Annotated in this window: 16 protein-coding genes; 11 read left to right on the forward strand and 5 right to left on the reverse strand. The window is 56.6% G+C overall.

Going from position 1 to position 20,618, the window contains the following annotated elements; translation table 11 throughout:
• Positions 1-274 precede the first annotated feature (274 nt).
• The 11 genes from ribF to AC6I7A_RS02985 all read left to right on the forward strand — a co-directional run bounded on the left by ribF (position 275) and on the right by AC6I7A_RS02985 (position 16,173).
• On the forward strand, positions 275-1,204 hold the full coding sequence (gene ribF / locus AC6I7A_RS02935) for a bifunctional riboflavin kinase/FAD synthetase (protein ID WP_009092217.1): 930 nt from the start codon (positions 275-277) through the stop codon (positions 1,202-1,204).
• 29 nt (positions 1,205-1,233) lie between these two features.
• Positions 1,234-4,053, forward strand: a complete 2,820-nt coding sequence (gene ileS, locus AC6I7A_RS02940; protein ID WP_498004365.1) for an isoleucine--tRNA ligase — start codon at positions 1,234-1,236, stop codon at positions 4,051-4,053.
• Complete coding sequence (lspA, locus tag AC6I7A_RS02945) at positions 4,053-4,559, forward strand: signal peptidase II (protein ID WP_009092212.1); 507 nt, start codon at positions 4,053-4,055, stop codon at positions 4,557-4,559. The genes ileS and lspA overlap by 1 nt, the downstream gene beginning before the upstream one ends.
• Before the next feature lie 3 nt (positions 4,560-4,562).
• On the forward strand, positions 4,563-5,033 hold the full coding sequence (gene fkpB / locus AC6I7A_RS02950) for an FKBP-type peptidyl-prolyl cis-trans isomerase (protein ID WP_058957765.1): 471 nt from the start codon (positions 4,563-4,565) through the stop codon (positions 5,031-5,033).
• Positions 5,014-5,967, forward strand: coding sequence for a 4-hydroxy-3-methylbut-2-enyl diphosphate reductase (gene ispH, locus AC6I7A_RS02955; protein ID WP_046101193.1), 954 nt, complete (start codon positions 5,014-5,016; stop codon positions 5,965-5,967). Before fkpB ends, ispH begins: the two co-directional genes overlap by 20 nt.
• Positions 5,968-6,189: 222 nt before the next feature.
• Positions 6,190-6,996: a 4-hydroxy-tetrahydrodipicolinate reductase gene (gene dapB, locus AC6I7A_RS02960; protein WP_058957749.1), complete on the forward strand. Its 807-nt coding sequence runs from the start codon at positions 6,190-6,192 to the stop codon at positions 6,994-6,996.
• 476 nt (positions 6,997-7,472) lie between these two features.
• Positions 7,473-8,621 carry a glutamine-hydrolyzing carbamoyl-phosphate synthase small subunit gene (gene carA / locus AC6I7A_RS02965; protein ID WP_058957748.1) on the forward strand — a complete coding sequence of 383 codons (1,149 nt, stop codon included), beginning with the start codon at positions 7,473-7,475 and terminating at the stop codon, positions 8,619-8,621.
• Between the two features lie 14 nt (positions 8,622-8,635).
• Positions 8,636-11,863: a carbamoyl-phosphate synthase large subunit gene (gene carB / locus AC6I7A_RS02970; protein WP_058957747.1), complete on the forward strand. Its 3,228-nt coding sequence runs from the start codon at positions 8,636-8,638 to the stop codon at positions 11,861-11,863.
• Positions 11,864-12,348: 485 nt separating this feature from the next.
• Entirely contained in the window at positions 12,349-13,482 is a 1,134-nt protein-coding gene (locus AC6I7A_RS02975) for a porin (protein ID WP_370528422.1), read from the forward strand.
• 234 nt (positions 13,483-13,716) lie between these two features.
• Positions 13,717-14,199: a type 3 dihydrofolate reductase gene (folA, locus tag AC6I7A_RS02980; protein ID WP_046101196.1), complete on the forward strand. Its 483-nt coding sequence runs from the start codon at positions 13,717-13,719 to the stop codon at positions 14,197-14,199.
• A gap of 90 nt (positions 14,200-14,289) precedes the next feature.
• On the forward strand, positions 14,290-16,173 hold the full coding sequence (locus tag AC6I7A_RS02985) for a PhoX family protein (RefSeq protein ID WP_058957745.1): 1,884 nt from the start codon (positions 14,290-14,292) through the stop codon (positions 16,171-16,173).
• Between the two features lie 33 nt (positions 16,174-16,206).
• Here AC6I7A_RS02985 and apaH read toward each other — a convergent pair whose 3' ends face one another.
• The 5 genes from apaH to surA are packed head-to-tail and all read right to left on the reverse strand — an operon-like array spanning position 16,207 to position 20,590.
• Positions 16,207-17,064 (reverse strand): bis(5'-nucleosyl)-tetraphosphatase (symmetrical) ApaH, encoded by an 858-nt coding sequence (gene apaH, locus AC6I7A_RS02990; RefSeq protein ID WP_009092197.1) that lies wholly within the window; start codon positions 17,062-17,064, stop codon positions 16,207-16,209.
• A gap of 53 nt (positions 17,065-17,117) precedes the next feature.
• Entirely contained in the window at positions 17,118-17,495 is a 378-nt protein-coding gene (apaG, locus tag AC6I7A_RS02995) for a Co2+/Mg2+ efflux facilitator ApaG/CorD (protein WP_009092195.1), read from the reverse strand.
• Positions 17,496-17,498: 3 nt separating this feature from the next.
• Positions 17,499-18,320, reverse strand: coding sequence for a 16S rRNA (adenine(1518)-N(6)/adenine(1519)-N(6))-dimethyltransferase RsmA (gene rsmA, locus AC6I7A_RS03000; RefSeq protein WP_009092193.1), 822 nt, complete (start codon positions 18,318-18,320; stop codon positions 17,499-17,501).
• Positions 18,313-19,305 carry a 4-hydroxythreonine-4-phosphate dehydrogenase PdxA gene (pdxA, locus tag AC6I7A_RS03005; RefSeq protein WP_009092191.1) on the reverse strand — a complete coding sequence of 331 codons (993 nt, stop codon included), beginning with the start codon at positions 19,303-19,305 and terminating at the stop codon, positions 18,313-18,315. Before pdxA ends, rsmA begins: the two co-directional genes overlap by 8 nt.
• Positions 19,295-20,590: a peptidylprolyl isomerase SurA gene (gene surA, locus AC6I7A_RS03010; protein WP_058957744.1), complete on the reverse strand. Its 1,296-nt coding sequence runs from the start codon at positions 20,588-20,590 to the stop codon at positions 19,295-19,297. Before surA ends, pdxA begins: the two co-directional genes overlap by 11 nt.
• Between the last annotated feature and the right edge of the window lie 28 nt (positions 20,591-20,618).

Consider the following 20,618-nt stretch of genomic DNA (forward strand, 5'->3'; position numbering starts at 1 on the left):
AATCAAAGGCCGAGGACTATGCCCTTCCAACCTGATTTTGTCAATGGATTTGTGCAAATAAGCGTCGCTCTATGAGCAGCACTCGGTTACGTATTTGATGGCGCAAGATTCTACCAGCTTCGCCTTCCTGAATACAGTATTTCGCGACAAAATTCTCAACACGTGCTTCTGTAACAGGAAATGCAGCGCGTTAAGCATGAAAGGCGTGCTGACGGGTTAACCTGAACCGGTTTCAAGGGTATAATCCGCCGATTTCCACCGGTTTGGGTCAGCCATGAAGTTTATCCGCGGTATTCATAATCTTAACGAGCAGCATCGCGGCTGCGTTCTGACCATTGGTAATTTCGATGGCGTACACCGCGGGCATCAGGCACTGATGGCCCGGCTGTGTGAAGAGGGACGCAAACGTAATCTGCCGGTGGTGGTCATGGTCTTTGAACCACAGCCGCTGGAGCTGTTTGCTGGCGATAAAGCCCCGGCTCGCCTGACGCGCCTGCGTGAAAAACTGCGCTACCTGGCTGAAGCCGGCGTCGATAAAGTGCTCTGCGTGCGGTTTGACCGTCGCTTTGCGGCGTTATCCGCCCAGCGTTTTATCAGCGACCTGCTGGTTGAAAAGCTCGACGTCAGATACCTTGCGGTGGGCGATGATTTCCGCTTTGGCGCCGGTCGCCAGGGGGATTTCCGGTTATTGCAGAAAGCCGGTGTGGAGTATGGCTTCGAGGTTATCAGCACCGAAACCTTCTGTGAGGGCGGAAAGCGCATCAGCAGCACCGCCGTGCGCCAGGCGCTGGCCGCCGATGATTTAGCGCTGGCGCAGTCGTTGTTAGGCCATCCTTTCACGATTTCCGGCCGCGTCGTGCACGGTGATGCACTGGGACGCACGCTGGGCTTCCCCACCGCCAACCTGCCTTTACGCCGCAGCGTGTCGCCGGTGAAAGGGGTCTATGCGGTGGAAGTGGAAGGGCTGACGCCGGAGCCGCTGCCGGGCGTGGCGAATATCGGCACCCGTCCGACGGTAAAAGGTTTACGCCAGCAGCTTGAAGTTCACCTGCTCGACATCAATATCAATCTTTATGGTCGTCACATTGATGTGGTGCTGAAACAGAAAATACGAAACGAGCAGCGCTTTGCCTCACTGGAGGCGTTGAAAGAACAAATTGCGAATGATGTGGTAACGGCCCGGCAGTTCTTTGGGCTGCTTTAACCTGAGCGAAAAACGGAATCGAGAATCTGATGAGTGACTATAAATCTACCCTGAATTTGCCGGAAACGGGATTCCCGATGCGTGGCGATCTGGCCAAACGCGAACCGGGAATGTTGCAACGCTGGTATGCCGACAACCTGTATGGCGTTATCCGCGAAGCCAAAAAGGGGAAAAAAACCTTTATCCTGCATGATGGCCCTCCTTATGCGAACGGCAGCATTCATATCGGTCACTCAGTTAACAAGATTCTGAAAGACATTATCGTTAAGTCGAAAGGCATGGCGGGCTATGACGCGCCCTATGTGCCGGGCTGGGACTGTCACGGTCTGCCTATCGAGCATAAAGTTGAGCAGATGATCGGCAAGCCGGGCGAGAAAGTCACGGCGGCAGAATTCCGCGAAGCGTGCCGCAAATATGCGGCAGAACAGGTTGAAGGCCAGAAAGCGGACTTTATCCGTCTGGGCGTTCTGGGCGACTGGGATCGTCCTTACCTGACCATGGACTTCAACACGGAAGCCAACATCATCCGTGCGCTGGGTAAAATCATCGGCAACGGTCACCTGCACAAGGGCGCGAAGCCGGTGCACTGGTGCCTGGATTGCCGTTCTGCCCTGGCCGAAGCGGAAGTGGAATATTACGACAAGACTTCACCGTCGATTGATGTGATGTTCAACGCCGTCGATGCCGACGCGGTGCGTCAGGCGTTCGGCGTCACCACGGTTAACAGCCCGATTTCACTGGTTATCTGGACCACCACCCCGTGGACGCTGCCCGCTAACCGCGCCATCTCCCTACATCCGGAATTTGACTATCAGCTGATCCAGATCGAGGGCCGTGCCCTGATCCTGGCAAAAGAGCTGGTGGAAAGCGTGATGAAGCGTGCCGGTGTCAGCGAATGGCAGGTGCTGGGCGAATGCAAAGGTGCCGCGCTGGAGCTGCAGCTGTTCCAGCATCCGTTCCTTGAGCAGATTCAGTCGAAAGTGGTGCTGGGCGAACACGTCACGCTGGACGCCGGTACCGGTGCGGTCCATACGGCACCCGGCCACGGCCCGGATGACTATGTGATCGGCCAGAAATATGGCATCGAAACCGCTAACCCGGTCGGGCCAGATGGCGCGTATCTGCCAGGCACTTACCCGACGCTGGATGGGGTTAACGTCTTTAAAGCCAACGATATGATCGTTGAGCTGCTGAAAGAGAAGCAGGCGCTGCTGCACGTTGAAAAACTGCTGCACAGCTATCCGCACTGCTGGCGTCACAAAACGCCTATCATCTTCCGTGCCACGCCACAGTGGTTCATCAGCATGGATCAGAAAGGCCTGCGTGCGCAGTCGCTGAAAGAGATCAAAGGCGTGCAGTGGATCCCGGACTGGGGTCAGGCGCGTATTGAATCGATGGTGGCGAACCGTCCGGACTGGTGTATCTCTCGTCAGCGTACCTGGGGCGTGCCGATGGCGCTGTTCGTTCATAAAGAGAGCGAAGAGCTGCACCCGGATACCCTGGCACTGATGGAGAAAGTGGCACAGCGTGTTGAGCAGGATGGTATTCAGGCCTGGTGGGATCTCGATCCGCGCGAGCTGATGGGCGATGACGCCGATCATTACGTCAAGGTTCCGGATACTCTGGATGTCTGGTTCGACTCCGGGTCAACCAGCTATTCCGTCGTGGATGCCCGTCCGGAATTCGAAGGACAGGCGCCGGACCTCTATCTGGAAGGGTCCGATCAGCATCGCGGCTGGTTTATGTCCTCGCTGATGATCGGCACCGCGATGAAAGGCAAAGCGCCTTATCGTCAGGTACTGACACACGGTTTCACCGTGGATGGTCAGGGCCGCAAAATGTCGAAATCGATCGGCAACACCGTGTCGCCGCAGGATGTGATGAACAAGCTGGGTGCTGACATTCTGCGCCTGTGGGTGGCATCAACCGACTATTCGGGTGAAATGGCGGTCTCCGATGAGATCCTGAAGCGTTCCGCCGATGCCTATCGCCGTATCCGTAACACCGCCCGTTTCCTGCTGGCGAACCTTAACGGCTTCAATCCGGCCACCGACCTGGTGAAACCGGAAGAGATGGTCGTGGTGGATCGCTGGGCCGTGGGACGTGCGCAGGCGGCGCAGGCCGATATCGTCGCCTCTTATGAGAACTACGATTTCCATGAAGTGATCCAGCGCCTGATGCAGTTCTGTTCTGTTGAGATGGGCAGCTTCTATCTCGACATCATCAAAGATCGCCAGTACACCGCGAAGGGCGACAGCCTGGCGCGTCGTAGCTGTCAGACCGCGCTGTGGCACATCGTTGAAGCGCTGGTGCGCTGGATGGCGCCGATCATGTCCTTTACCGCGGATGAGATCTGGGGCTATCTGCCTGGCGAACGCGCGCAGTATGTCTTCACCGAAGAGTGGTATCAGGGTCTGTTTGGCCTGGCGGAAGATGAAGCCCTGAACGATGCCTACTGGGCTGAGCTGCTGAAAGTGCGTGGCGAAGTCAACAAGGTCATCGAGCAGGCGCGTGCCGACAAACGTATCGGTGGCGCACTGGAAGCCACCGTGACGCTCTATGCTGATGCGGAGCTGGCCGCTAAGCTGCAGGCGCTGGGCAACGAGCTGCGCTTTGTGCTGCTGACCTCGGGTGCCCAGGTGGCCGATTATGCGCTGGCAAACGATGAAGCGCAGCAGAGCGAACTGCTGAAAGGTCTGAAAATTGCGCTGCACAAGGCGGAAGGCGAGAAATGTCAGCGCTGCTGGCATTACACTACCGACGTCGGCCAGAATCCGGAGCACGCTGCGGTCTGTGGTCGTTGTTACACTAACGTAGCCGGTGACGGTGAACAGCGTGAATTTGCCTGATGCGTAAACCTATTCTCTCAACCGGATTGCGCTGGCTGTGGCTGGTGCTGGTGGTCATCGTTGTCGACTTCGCCAGTAAACAGTGGGTGATGAACAACATGATGCTGCATGAAACGCAGCCGCTGATGCCCTATCTGAACCTGTTCTATGCGCACAACTACGGCGCGGCGTTCAGTTTCCTGGCGGACAAAGGCGGCTGGCAGCGCTGGTTCTTTGCCGGTATTGCGCTGGCGATCGTGGTTTCACTGGTGCTGATGATGTATCGCAATCAGGCCAGCCAGAAGATTTCAAACATCGCGTATGCCCTGATTATCGGCGGTGCGATAGGCAATTTATTTGATCGCTCCTGGCATGGCTTTGTGGTCGATTTTATCGATTTTTATGTCGGTAACTGGCACTTCGCTACATTTAATATCGCTGACTGCGGCATCTGTATTGGTGCCGCATTGGTGGTGCTGGAGGGCTTTTTCAGCCCGAACGGCAAACAGGCTAAACAGAAAGGGTAAGTGATGACTGAGTCCGTACAGCGCGACAGCGCGGTGTTGGTGCATTTTACGCTGAAGCTGGAAGATGGCTCGACGGCGGAATCGACCCGTGCAAACGGTAAGCCTGCGCTGTTCCGTCTCGGTGATGGCAGCCTCTCAGCGACACTGGAAGAGGCGCTGCTGGGGCTGAAAGCGGGTGAAACTAAACAGTTCACTCTGGCGCCGGAAGAGGCATTTGGTGGCGTCAGCCCTGACCTGATCCAGTATTTCTCGCGTCGTGACTTTATCGATGCCGGTGAACCGGAAGTGGGGGCCATCATGCTGTTCAGTGGCATGGGCGGCAGTGAAATGCCAGGCGTGATCCGTGAAGTCTCCGGTGACTCGATCACCGTGGATTTTAACCATCCGCTGGCAGGTCATCGTATTCAGTTTGATGTAGAGGTGCTGGAGATCGATCCGGCACTGGAGGCGAACGATGCAAATCCTGTTAGCTAATCCGCGCGGTTTCTGCGCCGGTGTTGATCGCGCCATCAGTATCGTTGAGCGCGCGCTGGAGATGTATGGCGCGCCTATCTACGTGCGTCACGAAGTGGTGCATAACCGTTACGTGGTCAACAGCCTGCGTGAGCGCGGGGCGATCTTCATCGAAGAGATCAGTGAAGTGCCGGATAACGCGATTCTGATCTTCTCCGCGCACGGTGTTTCGCAGGCGGTGCGTGCAGAAGCCAAAGCGCGCAATCTGACCATGCTGTTTGATGCAACCTGTCCGCTGGTGACAAAAGTGCATATGGAAGTGGCGCGCGCCAGCCGTAAAGGCGTTGAGGCGATACTGATCGGGCATGCGGGTCATCCGGAAGTGGAAGGCACCATGGGGCAGTACAACAACCCCAATGGCGGGATGTATCTCGTCGAGTCACCGGAAGATGTTTTCCGGCTGACGGTAAAGGATGAAAACAACCTGAGCTTCATGACGCAGACCACGCTGTCAGTGGATGATACGTCAGACATCATCGATGCTCTGCGTCAGCGCTTCCCGGCGATTATCGGGCCGCGTAAAGATGATATCTGCTATGCCACGACCAACCGCCAGGAAGCGGTTCGCACCCTGGCGAAAGATGCCGAGGTGGTGCTGGTGGTGGGGTCGAAGAACTCCTCCAACTCGAACCGTCTGGCTGAACTGGCGCAGCGCGCCGGTAAGCTGGCGAAGCTGATCGACTCTGCTGATGATATTCAGGAAGAGTGGGTCAAAGGTGTGGCCTGTATCGGTGTCACCGCCGGTGCCTCAGCGCCCGATATTCTGGTGCAGCAGGTGATTGAGCGACTGCGTGAGCTGGGCGGCGAAGCCGCGATCGAGCTGATTGGCCGTGAAGAGAACATCGTCTTTGAAGTGCCAAAAGAGCTGCGCGTCGAGGTGCGCAACGTGCAGTAACCGCACGTTAATCCTGATAAAAAGGCCGACTCTGTTCGGCCTTTTTTGTTTTTATCGGCCGATGAAAAGCCCACCTTTTGCCATGGCGATTGCTTTTACTGATAATCGCAGGCGGCTGGCATAAAATTCTTATTATCCCTGATTAATAGTGGCGTGACTGTTAACTCGTCGTTAACCTGATGACGCTTTGGATGCATAGTTTTGTTTTAGGAATGAATAAATATGAAGAATATCCGCATTGCCGTTGTGGGCGCGCCGGGCCGTATGGGCCGTAATCTGATTGAGGCGACACAGCAGGCTGAAGGCGTGGAGCTGGGTGCTGCGCTCGCCCGTCCGGGTTCATCGCTGACCGGCAGCGACGCCGGAGAGTTAGCGGGCATCGGCAGAAACGGCATCCTGATTGCTGACGATTTACGTGCAGTGATTGATGACTTTGATGTGCTGATCGACTTTACCCGTCCGGAAGGCACGCTGGAGTATATGGCGATCTGCCGTGAGCACGGCAAAGCGATGGTGATCGGCACCACAGGATTCGATGACACAGGCAAAGCAGCCATTCGCGCCGCCTCAGAAGATATCGCCATTGTATTCGCCGCAAACTTCAGTGTGGGCGTTAACCTGGTGCTGAAGCTGCTGGAGAAAGCCGCCAGCGTGATGGGGGAGTATGCGGATATTGAGATTACTGAAGCGCACCATCGCCACAAAGTGGATGCGCCATCGGGCACCGCACTGGCGATGGGTGAAGCGATTGCCGATGCGATGCAGTGGAAACTGGATGAGCACGCGGTCTATACGCGCGAAGGACACACCGGCGAACGTCAGCCTCAGACTATCGGTTTTGCCACGGTGCGCGCCGGGGACATCGTCGGTGAGCATATGGCTATGTTTGCGGATATTGGCGAACGGGTTGAGATAACCCACAAGGCCTCAAGCCGTATGACCTTCGCAAAAGGTGCGGTTAAGTCGGCATTATGGTTGAAAGAGAAGAAAGCAGGCCTGTTTGATATGAGGGATGTGCTGGATCTGTGATGTTGTGCGTGTTGTGAACCATCGTGATGTGGTTATTTCAATCGTTAACCAATTGATTGGAAAAGGGCAATATTTTTATTGCCCTTAATTTTGTCTTAAATCCTCGCTATGATGTAAAAGCAGATCAAACTATCTGTTTTTATCACTTTCTGTGCGTTTTAGCTCCGTTAAGATGCCATTTTTGACCATTTGGTCAAAAAAATCAGCCTGACAGCCTCGCGTTCTTATTTTTACTGCCTGGCAAACGATTATTCGGCCGGGTTTTCTCCTGTTTTTACCGCTTAAGCCCGTTTCTGGCCTCATAAGTCAGATAAAGATGAAAAAAACGGGCCTCAGGGTAGACAAGCCCCAGGGTGATCATTAGAATGCGCGCAATTTGCCAAAAATCGACAATTCAGGCGGTTTTTGCATTGATTCAGGCGGCTATTTTGAATTAATATGCAGATATTATGACTGTTTATTCCCTGGAGGATGTTTTGATTAAGTCAGCAATCCTGGTTCTGGAAGACGGAACCCAATTCCACGGTCGGGCCATCGGGGCAACGGGGTCGGCAGTGGGGGAAGTCGTTTTCAACACCTCAATGACCGGTTATCAAGAAATCCTCACTGATCCTTCCTATTCCCGCCAAATCGTTACTCTCACTTATCCCCATATCGGTAATGTCGGTGCCAACGCCGCTGATGAAGAATCAAGCCAGATTCATGCTCAGGGCCTGGTCATCCGCGATCTGCCGTTGATTGCCAGCAACTTCCGAAGCGAAGAGGGACTCTCCGCTTACCTGCAGCGCAACAACATTGTGGCCATTGCCGATATCGATACCCGCAAGCTGACGCGTCTGCTGCGTGAGAAAGGCGCTCAGAATGGCTGCATTATCGCCGGTGATAATCCGGATGCCGCGCTGGCGCTGCAGAAAGCCCAGGCGTTCCCCGGGCTGAAAGGGATGGATCTGGCGAAAGAGGTCTGCACAACGGAAACCTACAGCTGGCAGCAGGGCAGCTGGACGCTGGGCAGTGGCCTGCCGGAACAATCCTCAGCGGAATCCCTGCCTTATCATGTCGTGGCTTACGATTACGGTGCCAAGCGCAACATTCTGCGTATGCTGGTTGACCGCGGCTGCCGTCTGACCGTTGTACCGGCTCAGACACCGGCGGAAGAGGTGCTGAAGATGAATCCGGATGGCATTTTCCTCTCCAACGGCCCGGGTGACCCGGAGCCATGTGACTACGCCATCAGCGCGATTCAGGCCTTCCTGAAAACCGAGATTCCGGTGTTCGGTATCTGCCTGGGTCATCAGCTGCTGGCGCTGGCCAGCGGAGCCCGGACCGTGAAGATGAAGCTTGGCCACCACGGCGGCAACCATCCGGTGAAGGATCTCGACAATAATCGCGTGATGATCACCGCCCAGAACCACGGTTTTGCCGTCGATGAGAACGATCTGCCCGCGAACCTGCGTGTCACCCACATTTCGCTGTTCGATAAAACGGTGCAGGGCATTCACCGCACTGACAAGCCAGCCTTCAGCTTCCAGGGACACCCGGAAGCCAGCCCGGGACCGGGTGATGCTGCGCCACTGTTTGACCACTTTATTGAATTGATTGACGCCTTCCGTCTGCAAGCGAAGTAATCAGGAGCTAATTCATGCCAAAACGTACAGACATAAAATCAATCCTGATTCTTGGTGCCGGTCCGATTGTGATCGGTCAGGCCTGTGAATTTGACTATTCCGGTGCGCAGGCGTGTAAAGCGCTGCGTGAAGAGGGTTACCGGGTCATCCTGGTGAACTCTAACCCGGCGACCATCATGACCGACCCTGAGATGGCCGATGCCACCTATATCGAACCCATTCACTGGGAAGTGGTGCGCAAAATCATCGAAAAAGAGCGTCCGGATGCCGTACTGCCGACCATGGGCGGTCAGACCGCGCTGAACTGCGCACTGGAGCTGGAGCGTCAGGGCGTGCTGGAAGAGTTTGGCGTGACCATGATTGGTGCGACCGCAGACGCCATTGATAAAGCAGAAGATCGTCGTCGCTTTGACGTCGCGATGAAAAGCATCGGGCTGGACACCGCCCGTTCCGGTATCGCACACACCATGGAAGAAGCGCTGGCCGTGGCGGAAGATGTCGGTTTCCCCTGCATCATCCGTCCCTCCTTTACCATGGGCGGCACCGGTGGCGGCATCGCCTATAACCGCGAAGAGTTTGAAGAGATTTGTGAACGGGGCCTCGACCTTTCACCGACCAATGAGCTGCTGATTGATGAGTCGCTGATTGGCTGGAAAGAGTATGAGATGGAAGTGGTTCGCGATAAAAACGACAACTGCATCATCGTCTGCTCCATTGAAAACTTCGATGCGATGGGAATTCACACCGGTGACTCCATCACGGTCGCCCCCGCTCAGACGCTGACGGATAAAGAGTATCAGATCATGCGTAACGCCTCGCTGGCGGTCCTGCGTGAAATCGGTGTGGAAACCGGTGGCTCTAACGTCCAGTTCTCGGTGAACCCGAAAGATGGTCGCCTGATTGTTATCGAGATGAACCCGCGCGTCTCTCGCTCCTCTGCGCTGGCTTCAAAAGCGACCGGCTTCCCGATTGCGAAAGTTGCGGCCAAGCTGGCGGTCGGCTTTACTCTCGATGAGCTGATGAATGACATCACCGGTGGTTTAACGCCCGCCTCATTTGAGCCGTCGATTGACTATGTGGTCACCAAAATTCCACGCTTCAACTTCGAAAAATTTGCCGGTGCCAACGACCGCCTGACCACCCAGATGAAATCGGTCGGTGAGGTGATGGCGATTGGCCGCACATTCCAGGAGTCCGTACAGAAAGCGCTGCGCGGCCTGGAAGTGGGCGTGCACGGCTTCGACCCGAAAGTGCATCTGGACGACCCGGAAGCCCTGACCCGCATCCGCCGCGAGCTGAAAGATGCCGGTTCAGACCGTATCTGGTATATCGCTGACGCGTTCCGTGCCGGGATGTCGGTCGATGGCGTCTTCAATCTCACCAACATTGACCGCTGGTTCCTGGTGCAGATTGAAGAACTGATCCGGCTGGAAGACCAGGTGGCCCGTGAAGGGGTAAACAGCCTGGATGCGACCTTCCTGCGTGCGCTGAAGCGTAAAGGCTTTGCCGACGCCAGGCTGGCGGCGCTGGCAGGCGTGGCTGAGAGCGAAATCCGCAAGCTGCGTCAGCAGTTTAACCTGCACCCGGTCTATAAGCGTGTGGATACCTGCGCCGCCGAGTTCGCCACCGATACCGCTTACATGTACTCCACCTATGAAGAGGAGTGCGAAGCCAACCCGGCGACGGCTCGCGATAAGATCATGATTCTGGGCGGTGGGCCAAACCGTATCGGTCAGGGTATTGAGTTCGACTACTGCTGCGTTCACGCCGCGCTGGCGCTGCGCGAAGATGGTTACCAGACCATTATGGTCAACTGTAACCCGGAAACGGTGTCGACCGATTATGACACCTCCGACCGTCTCTACTTTGAGCCGGTGACGCTGGAAGATGTGCTGGAAATCGTCCGTATCGAGCAGCCTAAAGGCGTGATCGTGCAGTATGGCGGTCAGACCCCGCTGAAGCTGGCGCGTGCGCTGGAAGCGGCAGGTGTGCCGGTTATCGGCACCAGCCCGGACTCTATTGACCGTGCTGAAGACCGTGAACGTTTCCAGCAGGCTGTCGATCGTCTGAGCCTGAAACAGCCAGCCAATGCCACGGTCGCCACGCTGGAGCAGGCCGTTGAGAAAGCCGCTGGCCTGGGCTATCCGCTGGTGGTGCGTCCTTCTTATGTACTGGGCGGCCGCGCCATGGAGATCGTCTACGACGAAACCGACCTCAAGCGCTACTTCCAGACAGCGGTCTCCGTCTCTAACGATGCGCCGGTGCTGCTGGATCGCTTCCTGGATGATGCGGTCGAAGTCGATGTGGATGCGATCTGCGATGGTGAGCGGGTGCTGATTGGCGGCATCATGGAACATATCGAGCAGGCTGGCGTTCACTCCGGTGACTCCGCCTGTTCACTGCCGGCCTACACCCTGAATCAGGAGATTCAGAATGTGATGCGTCAGCAGGTTGAGAAGCTGGCGTTCGAGCTGAACGTCCGCGGCCTGATGAACGTCCAGTTCGCGGTCAAAGATAACGAAGTCTACCTGATCGAAGTTAACCCGCGCGCCGCGCGTACCGTGCCGTTCGTCTCGAAAGCGACCGGTGTGCCGCTGGCGAAAGTGGCCGCACGCGTGATGGCAGGTAAAACGCTGGCAGAGCAGGGCGTTACCGAAGAGGTGATTCCGCCTTACTACTCCGTGAAAGAGGTCGTACTGCCATTCAACAAGTTCCAGGGCGTTGACCCGATTCTTGGACCGGAAATGCGTTCGACCGGTGAAGTCATGGGCGTGGGCCGCACCTTTGCTGAGGCCTTCTCTAAAGCGATGCTGGGCGCACAGAGCAACATGAAGAAGTCGGGCCGTGCACTGCTGTCGGTGCGTGAAGGCGACAAGAAACGTATCGTCGACCTGGCGGCCAAGCTGCAGAAGTTTGGTTTTGAGCTGGATGCGACACACGGCACGGCGGTTGTGCTGGGCGAGGCGGGAATTAACCCACGTCTGGTGAACAAGGTGCATGAAGGTCGTCCGCACATTCAGGACCGTCTGAAGAATGGCGAATATAGCTATATCGTCAACACCACGGCAGGACGTCAGGCGATTGAAGATTCGAAGCTGATTCGCCGCAGTGCCCTGCAGTATAAAGTGCACTATGACACCACGCTGAATGGCGGTTTCGCCACCGCGATGGCGCTGAATGCCGATCCGACGGAGCAGGTTATCTCCGTTCAGGAGATGCACGCGCAGATTAAGGCGATGTAAGACAAAATAGTGTGAAAATCGGCTCCTGCGGGAGCCGTTTTTTTTGGTTAAATTCTGGCCATATCAGCGGTGAGATCGCGCCTGCGAAGGGAACACGGGCAGATCGGAAAATCGCTCAAGCCAGTCCCTGGCCGCTCGGCCCGCGCCGTCCATGGCGCGGGACGCTTTCCTCCTCTGTCCGTGCTCCCTGCGCGTTGTGCTGATACGTTGTGGTCCCCCCAGAATTTGAATTTGTCAGCTGCCTGAAGGGCTCGTGCGGGAGCCGTTTTTTTTGCCTCCTGCCTGGCGATAATCTGAAAATCAGGCTCGCGTAAAGCAAAGGATTTGCCTTAAAGTCACTGATTTGACTTAGTTTTTTAGCTATAGGTGCGAATCAGCCCCGTTCGCACAAATTTATAAGATAAACACTTCCTGTCCGGATTTTTCGCCAGTAATATGCCTGCCGCTCATCACCGGAGCGTGCAAGGACACCTATAAAAATGAAAATGCGTACTTTTTCTCTGAGTGCAGTGGCTGCACTGATGGCTATTCTTCCTTTCGCCAGCCAGGCGGAAATCACCCTGTTAAAACAGGACCCACAGGCTGGCGATCCGCTTAGCCGCCTCAACTTTACCTTTGGCGGCAGCATCCGTGCTCAGGTCAATCACCAGACCGGCGTGGATGACAAATCGTACAAGCGTGACGGATTCGATGGCGGCACCCGTTTCCGTTTCGGCGCGGATTACTACCTGTTCGACGACGTCAGCTGGATCAGCTACTACGAGCTGGGCGTGAATATTCCGGCGGTATTCAGCTGGGATCGTCACTATGCCGACGGTGCGAATAACACCACGCGCCGCCAGCTCTACACCGGTCTGAAAAGCAAGACCTGGGGCCAGCTGACCTTTGGTCAGCAGAACAGCGTTTACTACGATACCGTAGGGGCCAAGACCGATATCTGGGACTACGACATGATCGGTCAGGCACCAGGCAACGGGATCAATGGCGACTACGATGGCTCTTACCGTTCGCGTAAGCAGCTGAAGTATAAAAACACCTTCGGCGATCTGGATCTCTACGCCTCTTATCTGTTCGACGATAATGAGTTCCTGCCAGGCAACGGCCTGCGCTACAAGCGCAAAGGCGGCGGTTCGCTGGGTGTGGATTATCACATTACCGACGATCTGAGCTGGGGCACGGCGTGGAACTACACCCGCGCGGCGATGCGTAACCCGAACAATGGCGACAGCGGCGATTACGACCAGAACATTTATGGCACCGCGCTGAGCTGGACCCCGGGCAACTGGACGCTGTCAGCGGGCGGCGGCTGGTATCAGAACTTCATGACCACCAAACGCAAAGATGTGCATGACTACTTTGCTGGCGATGCATGGGGCGTGGAATACTTTGCCGGTTATAAAATTCCGGTGGCGCAGTATGGCCTGAAAGCGGTGCAGCCGTATGTTATGGGCGATCGCATTGAATATGCGACCGGCCGTGATTATCAGCGCATCGACAACGGTCTGGGTGTGACGCTCTTCCTCGACTACGGTTTCCGTGTCGATTACGAACATGTCTTTACCTCCAGCACCGATAACCTGGGTGATATGAATCTGGTGCGTCTGCGCTACGACTTCTGATAACCCCGACGGCTCCTGCGGGAGCCGTTTTCTTATTCGCCCGGTTTTGTGCCAGCTGGCGTCAGATTACTGGCGAGCTGCGGCTAACAGACGCGATTTCGCGGTGAAAAACGCTGCGCAGGCAGTGAAACGCGACATCATAAAAAGCTTTACGCAATTAGACCTTCCCCCCTATCGACGAAAGTTTCACCTTCTCGTATCATGGCGCCAATTTTTTTCCTGTGAGTAGTTAACATGATTAGTCTTATCGCGGCATTAGCAGCAGATCGCATTATTGGAATGGAGAACGCCATGCCGTGGGACCTGCCTGCAGATCTGGCGTGGTTCAAGCGTAACACCCTGAAAAAACCGGTGATTATGGGCCGGCTGACCTTTGAATCCATTGGTCGCCCTCTGCCTGGCCGACTGAATATCGTGGTCAGCAGCCAGCCCGGCACCGCCGAAGGCGTCACCTGGGTCACTTCGCTGGATGAGGCGCTTCAGGCTGCCGGTGAAGCCGAAGAGATCATGGTGATCGGTGGCGGACGCGTTTATGAGCAGATGCTGAAGCGTGCCGATCGTCTCTATCTGACTCACATCGATGCAGAAGTAGAAGGCGACACGCAGTTCCCGGATTACGAGCCGGATGAGTGGCAGTCAACGTTCAGCGAGTTCCACGACGCTGATGAGCATAACTCCCACAGCTACTGCTTTGAGATCCTGGATCGCCGTCGCTGATTCCTTGCCCACCCGCCTGTAACCTGGCTGTCATCTTTATTCATTAGCATTGCTTCTTTTCCGGGACCGACACAAAGGAAGCAATCACTGATGAAGATCGAACTCTCCGCGTTAAGCACAGACCGCCTGCCCGATTCGCAGCGACGTAAGTTCCTTGCCGGTTCCGGCGCACTTGGGCTGACCGGCTTTCTCAGCGGCGGCCTGACTTTCTCCTCCGGCGCACTGGCGCAGGAAAAACCCGCCGGCAGCCCGCTGCTGGGCTTTCAGGCGATTGCCGCTTCGACCGCGGATGAGATTGTTGTAGCGCCAGGCTATCGCGCTGAAGTGCTGATCTCCTGGGGCGATCCGCTGGTTAATGGCGCGGCTGAGTTCGATCCGCATGGCAACAACAGCGCGGAGGATCAGGAAAAGCAGTTCGGTGACAACAATGATGGGATGAGCTTCTTCGCCATTGATGAGCATCGTGGCGTGATGGCAATCAACAATGAGTATGTGAATGAGCCGACGCTGTTCGCCCATGGCGGCAGCAAAGCGACCAGCCTGGAGGATGTGAAGAAATCACAGGCGGCGCACGGCGTTTCTGTCGTTGAGATTAAACGCGGCGAAGGCAATCGCTGGCAGGTTGTCCGTCCTTCAGATTACAACCGCCGCATTACCGCCAATACCCCGATGCGTTTTTCCGGTCCGGCCGCAGGCGACAAAGCGCTGCAGACCGCCGCCGATCCTCAGGGCCTGCAGGTTCTCGGCACCTTTGGTAACTGCGCCAACGGTAAAACGCCCTGGGGCACTTATCTGACCTGTGAAGAGAACTACGACACCTACTTTGGCACGCATGACGCGAATTTTACGCCGACCGCCCAGCAGAAGCGCTACACCCTGAACGCCGCCGAGCCGGAGCGAAACTGGTCCGATTTTGATCCCCGCTTCGATATCGCAAAAAATCCTAACGAATTTAACCGCCACGGCTGGATAGTCGAAATCGATCCCTTCGATCCCCAATCGGTGCCGGTCAAACGAACCGCGCTGGGGCGTTTCAAGCATGAGAATGCTGCGGTGACGGTTGCTAAAACCGGCCAGCTGGTGGTCTACATGGGCGACGATGAGCGTGGCGAGTACATTTATAAATATGTCTCGGACGACAAGGTTAACCCGGACGATGCGAAAGCGAATCACGGACTGCTCGATCGGGGCACGCTCTATGTGGCGCAGTTTAACAGCGATGAACAGGGCACACCCCTGAAAGGCAGCGGTCGCTGGCTGGCACTGAAGTGGGGGAAAAATGGACTCACTGCTGAGAAGGGATTTCATAGCCAGGCCGATGTCCTGATCAATGCGCGTGCTGCTGCCGATGTGGTTAACGCCACGCGGATGGATCGACCAGAATGGATCGCCGTTAACCCGCATGATGGCCGCGCCTACTGTACGCTGACCAATAACAACAAGCGCGGCAATGAGGGGATGCCGGTTAATGCCGCCAACCCGCGCCCTAAAAATATCTATGGCCAGATTATCCGCTGGGATGAGAAGGGCGATGCCACGGCCACGTCGTTTGCCTGGGACATCTACGCGTTATGCGGCAATCCGATTGCCCATCCCGAAGGCATCTATCGTGGCACACCGAACATCACTGCTGAAAACACCTTTAACAGTCCGGATGGCCTGGGGTTTGATGCGCAGGGGCGGCTCTGGATCCTTACCGATGGCAAATACAGCAACAAAGAGGATTATCAGGGGCAGGGGAATAATCAGATGCTGGCAGGAGACCCGGACAGCGGCGAGATTCGCCGGTTTATGGTCGGCCCTAAATCATGCGAGCTGACCGGCATTACCTTCACGCCTGACTACAGAACGCTGTTCGTGAACGTGCAGCACCCTGGCGAAGAGGGGGATTCACATTTTCCTGATAACAGTCCGCGCCCGCGCTCGTCGGTGATCATGATCACCAGGGAGGATGGCGGCATTATCGGCGCATAAACCAGCAGGCTGGCCGCCAGGCCAGCCTCAGGGTTATAGCGCCGGAGGCGCCAGACTTTCGCTGGAGTCGAGCGCTTTTTCGCGGTTAGAGGGCTGAACCACATAGCGCTGCTCTTCCCAGTGCAGCAGGGTCAGCGCGCCGCCCCAGCAGCAGCCGGTATCCAGGCCGATAATTCCCTCTGGCGTGCCTTTGCCTTCCAGTGAAGCCCAGTGACCGAAAACGATGGTGTAGTCCCGGGCGACCGGTCCGTCGATGTTGAACCAGGGCTTCAGCGGTGGCAGCGCCGATTCAGGGGCATCTTTGCAGATCATGTCCAGCTGACCATTGGGGAAGCAGTAGCGCATACGGGTAAAGGCATTGGTGCTGAAGCGCAGTCGGGCCAGACCGGTCAGATCTTCGCTCCAGTTATTTGGCATATCGCCATACATCGCATCCAGGAACAGCGGATAACTGTCGCTGGCGAGCACCGCTTCCACTTCCCGCGCACATTTTTTCGCGGTGTCGATATCCCACTGAGGCGTGATACCGGCGTGTCCCATGACCAGCTTTTTCTCTTCATCCACCTGCAGCAGCGGCTGCCGGCGCAGCCAGTTGATCAGCTCATCAGCATCGTCCGCTTCCAGCAGGGTGGTGAGGCGATCTTTAGGCTTGTTACGGCTGATTCCGGCATAGACCGCCAGCAGATGTAAATCGTGGTTGCCCAGCACCAGGCGCACGGCGTCGCCCAGTGACTTCACATAGCGCAGGACCTCCAGTGAGCCGGGACCGCGCGCCACCAGGTCACCGGTCAGCCACAGCGTGTCATGCTCGGGATTGAAATCGACCTGCTGCAGCAAGGCACGTAATTCATCGTAGCAACCATGGACGTCGCCAATCAGGTATGTGCTCATAACGTTTTATCCATCGGGAATGTGCCCGACGTATCGGGCAAAAGGCGTGAAAATCAGTGAATGTGCGTCTGGATGGCGAGGCGGAACACCGGGATTTCAACGTGAAAGGTGTCGCCCTGATCGTCGACCATCACGTAGTGTCCCTGCATGGTGCCCATCGGCGTTTCGATGACAGCACCACTGGTGTACTGGAATTCGTTGCCCGGCGGGATAAGCGGCTGCTCACCGACCACGCCTTCGCCCTGAACTTCTGTTTCGCGGCCGTTACCGTTGGTAATCAGCCAGTAACGCCCCAGCAGCTGCACGGCGGAACGGCCCAGATTGCGTATCGTAATGGTATAGGCGAAGACGTAGCGATCCTCATCCGGCGAGGACTGGGAGGCGACGTACTGGCTTTGCACATGAACGGAGACGCGGGCCGTTTCACTCATGACTTACTCCTGCGATTTTCCCTGATGCGTCGCCAGCCAGTTAGCCAGCTGACAATATTGCGCGACCGAGACGTTTTCAGCACGCAGACCAGGATCAATGGATAACTCTTCCAGCGCACCCGCCGCCACCATGTGGTTCAGGCTGTTGCGCAATGTTTTACGGCGCTGACCAAAGGCTTCTGTCGTGATACGGCTCAGGATACGCACGTCGCTGACCGGATGCGGTGGCTCGGCAAACGGCACCAGACGCACGACAGCCGAGTCCACTTTCGGTGGCGGCGTGAAGGCGTGTGGCGGCACTTCCAGCACCGGAATAACCTGGCAGTAATATTGCGCCATCACCGTCAGGCGACCATACGCTTTGCTGCCCGGGCCCGCAACCAGACGGTTAACTACCTCTTTCTGCAGCATGAAGTGCATATCTTTGATCGAACCAGTATAGCTGAAAAGGTGGAACATCAGCGGGGTCGAAATATTGTAAGGCAGGTTACCAAATACCCGCAGTGGCTGGCCTCTCTCCTGTGCCAGCGCGGCAAAGTCGAAGGTCATGGCATCCTGCTGGAAGATGGTCAGTTTCGGGCCAAGGAACGGATGCGTTTGCAGACGCGCCGCGAGATCGCGGTCCAGCTCCACCACCGTTAAGCTATCGAGGCGTTCGCCCACCGGCTCGGTTAAGGCGCCGAGGCCAGGGCCAATCTCCACCAGTGCTTCATCGCGCTGGGGATGAATGGCGGAGACAATGCTGTCGATAATGTACTGATCGTTCAGGAAGTTCTGCCCGAAACGTTTACGGGCGTAGTGCCCCTGATGGACGCGATTATTCATTACTGCTCTTGATCATAGTGATGGCGAGGTTAAGCGCCGTGATAAAGCTGCCCGGTTCCGCCTGACCCAGCCCGGCGAGTTCAAGCGCGGTGCCGTGGTCAACGGAGGTCCGGATAAAGGGCAGGCCCAGGGTAATATTTACCGCGCGACCAAACCCCTGAAACTTCAGTACCGGCAGGCCCTGGTCGTGATACATCGCCAGCACCGCATCGGCGTTTTGCAGATATTTGGGCTGGAACAGCGTATCCGCAGGCAGCGGGCCGGTCAGTTTAATGCCCTGCTGACGCAGTTCATTGAGGGCCGGCGTAATCGTCTCGATCTCTTCCCGTCCCATATGACCGCCTTCACCGGCGTGGGGGTTAAGACCACAGACATAGATATGCGGCTCGGCAATGGCGAACTTCTGCTGCAGATCACGATGAAGAATGGTGATCACTTCATGCAGGCATTCGCGGGTGACCGCCGCAGGCACCTCTTTCAGCGGCAGATGCGTGGTGGCCAGTGCCACACGCAGCGCTTCGGTTGCCAGCATCATTACCACGCGATGACCGCCTGCGCGGTCGGCGAAGAATTCGGTATGGCCGGTAAAGGCGATACCGGCATCGTTAATCACGCCTTTGTGCACCGGACCGGTAATCAGCGCCGCAAATTCACCCTGCAGACAGCCGTCACAGGCGCGGGCCAGCGTGGCCAGCACATAATCACCGTTAGCGACACAGAGTTCGCCTGGCGTGACCGGCTGTGCCGTCTCAATCGGCAGAATGGTCAGCGTCCCCGCCTGCTGCGGCACGGGGTCCGCCTCAGGCTGGTAGTGACGCAGGGTCAGCGGCAGACCGAGCTGCGCTGCCCGCTGCTGCAACAGGGCAGGGGAGGCGCAGACGACGAGTTCAACCGGCCAGGCGTGCTGAGCCAGCTGAACGGTGAGATCGGGACCAATCCCGGCGGGCTCGCCGGGAGTGATCACCACACGCTGGTTACTGTGCATTGCCATCCAGAATCTTCACATAAGCACTGGCGCGCTGTTCCTGCATCCAGGTCTGCGCTTCTTCAGCAAATTTACGGTTAAACAGCATGCGATAAGCGCGCTCTTTCTGGGCCACGTCGGTTTTGTCCACCTGGCGGGTATCCAGCAGCTGAATCAGATGCCAGCCGAAAGAGGAGTGCACCGGCTGGCTGGTCTGGCCTTTCTGCAGACGCAGCAGCGCATCGCGGAAGGCGGGATCAAAGACTTCCGGAGAGGTCCAGCCGAGATCGCCACCCTGATTCGCCGATCCCGGGTCGTCAGAGTACTGTTTGGCCGCGGCGGCAAAGGTGGTTTTTCCGCTGCGGATATCGGCCGCGATCTGTTCCAGCTGCGCCCTGGCCTGATCGTCAGTGAGAATCGGCGATGGTTTCAGCAGAATATGACGGGCGTGCACCTCAGTGACCGAGACGTTCTTACTTTCGCCACGCAGGTCGTTCACTTTCAGGATATGGAAGCCCACACCTGAACGCACCGGCCCGACGATGTCGCCTTTTTTCGCCGTTGCCAGCGCCTGGGCAAACAGGGTCGGTAACTCTTCAATTTTACCCCAGCCCATGTTACCGCCTTTCAGCGCCTGCGAGTCGGCCGAGTAGGTCACGGCCATCTTGCCGAAATCCGCACCATTTTTCAGTTCGCCAACCAGCTGTTTCGCCAGCGTTTCCTGCTCATCGACCTGCTGTTGCGTCGGGTTTTCCGGCAGCGGCAGCAGAATGTGGCTGATGTTCAGCTCGGTTCCCTGGCTGTTCTGGGCGGCAATCTGGGTTGAAAGCGTATCCACTTCCTGCGGCAGGATGGTCACGCGACGACGCACTTCATTGTTGCGGACTTCGGCAATCATCATCTCTTTGCGGATCTGTGAGCGATAGACGCCATAGTTCATGCCGTCATAAGCCAGACGACTGCGCAGCTGATCCAGCGTCATGCGGTTCTGTGCGGCGATGTTCTTAATCGCCTGGTCCAGCTGCTCATCGCTGATCTGGATCCCCGCTTTTTCACCCATCTGCAGAATGATGTTGTCCATGATCTGGCGTTCCAGAATCTGATGGCGCAGCGTTTTATCATCTGGCAACTGCTGACCTGCCTGCCGGGCCTGAGATTTCACCGTGCCCATCATGCCGTCCACGTCACTCTCAAGAACCACGCCGTTATTGACCACGGCGGCAACTTTATCAACGACTTGTGGTGCTGCGAACGCGGTGTTGGCACTGATTGCCACACCAAGAATCAGCATTCTCCAGTTCTTCATACTTTATCCATTGTTGGTTCCGCACTGC

Source organism: Type-F symbiont of Plautia stali, assembly GCF_059731105.1.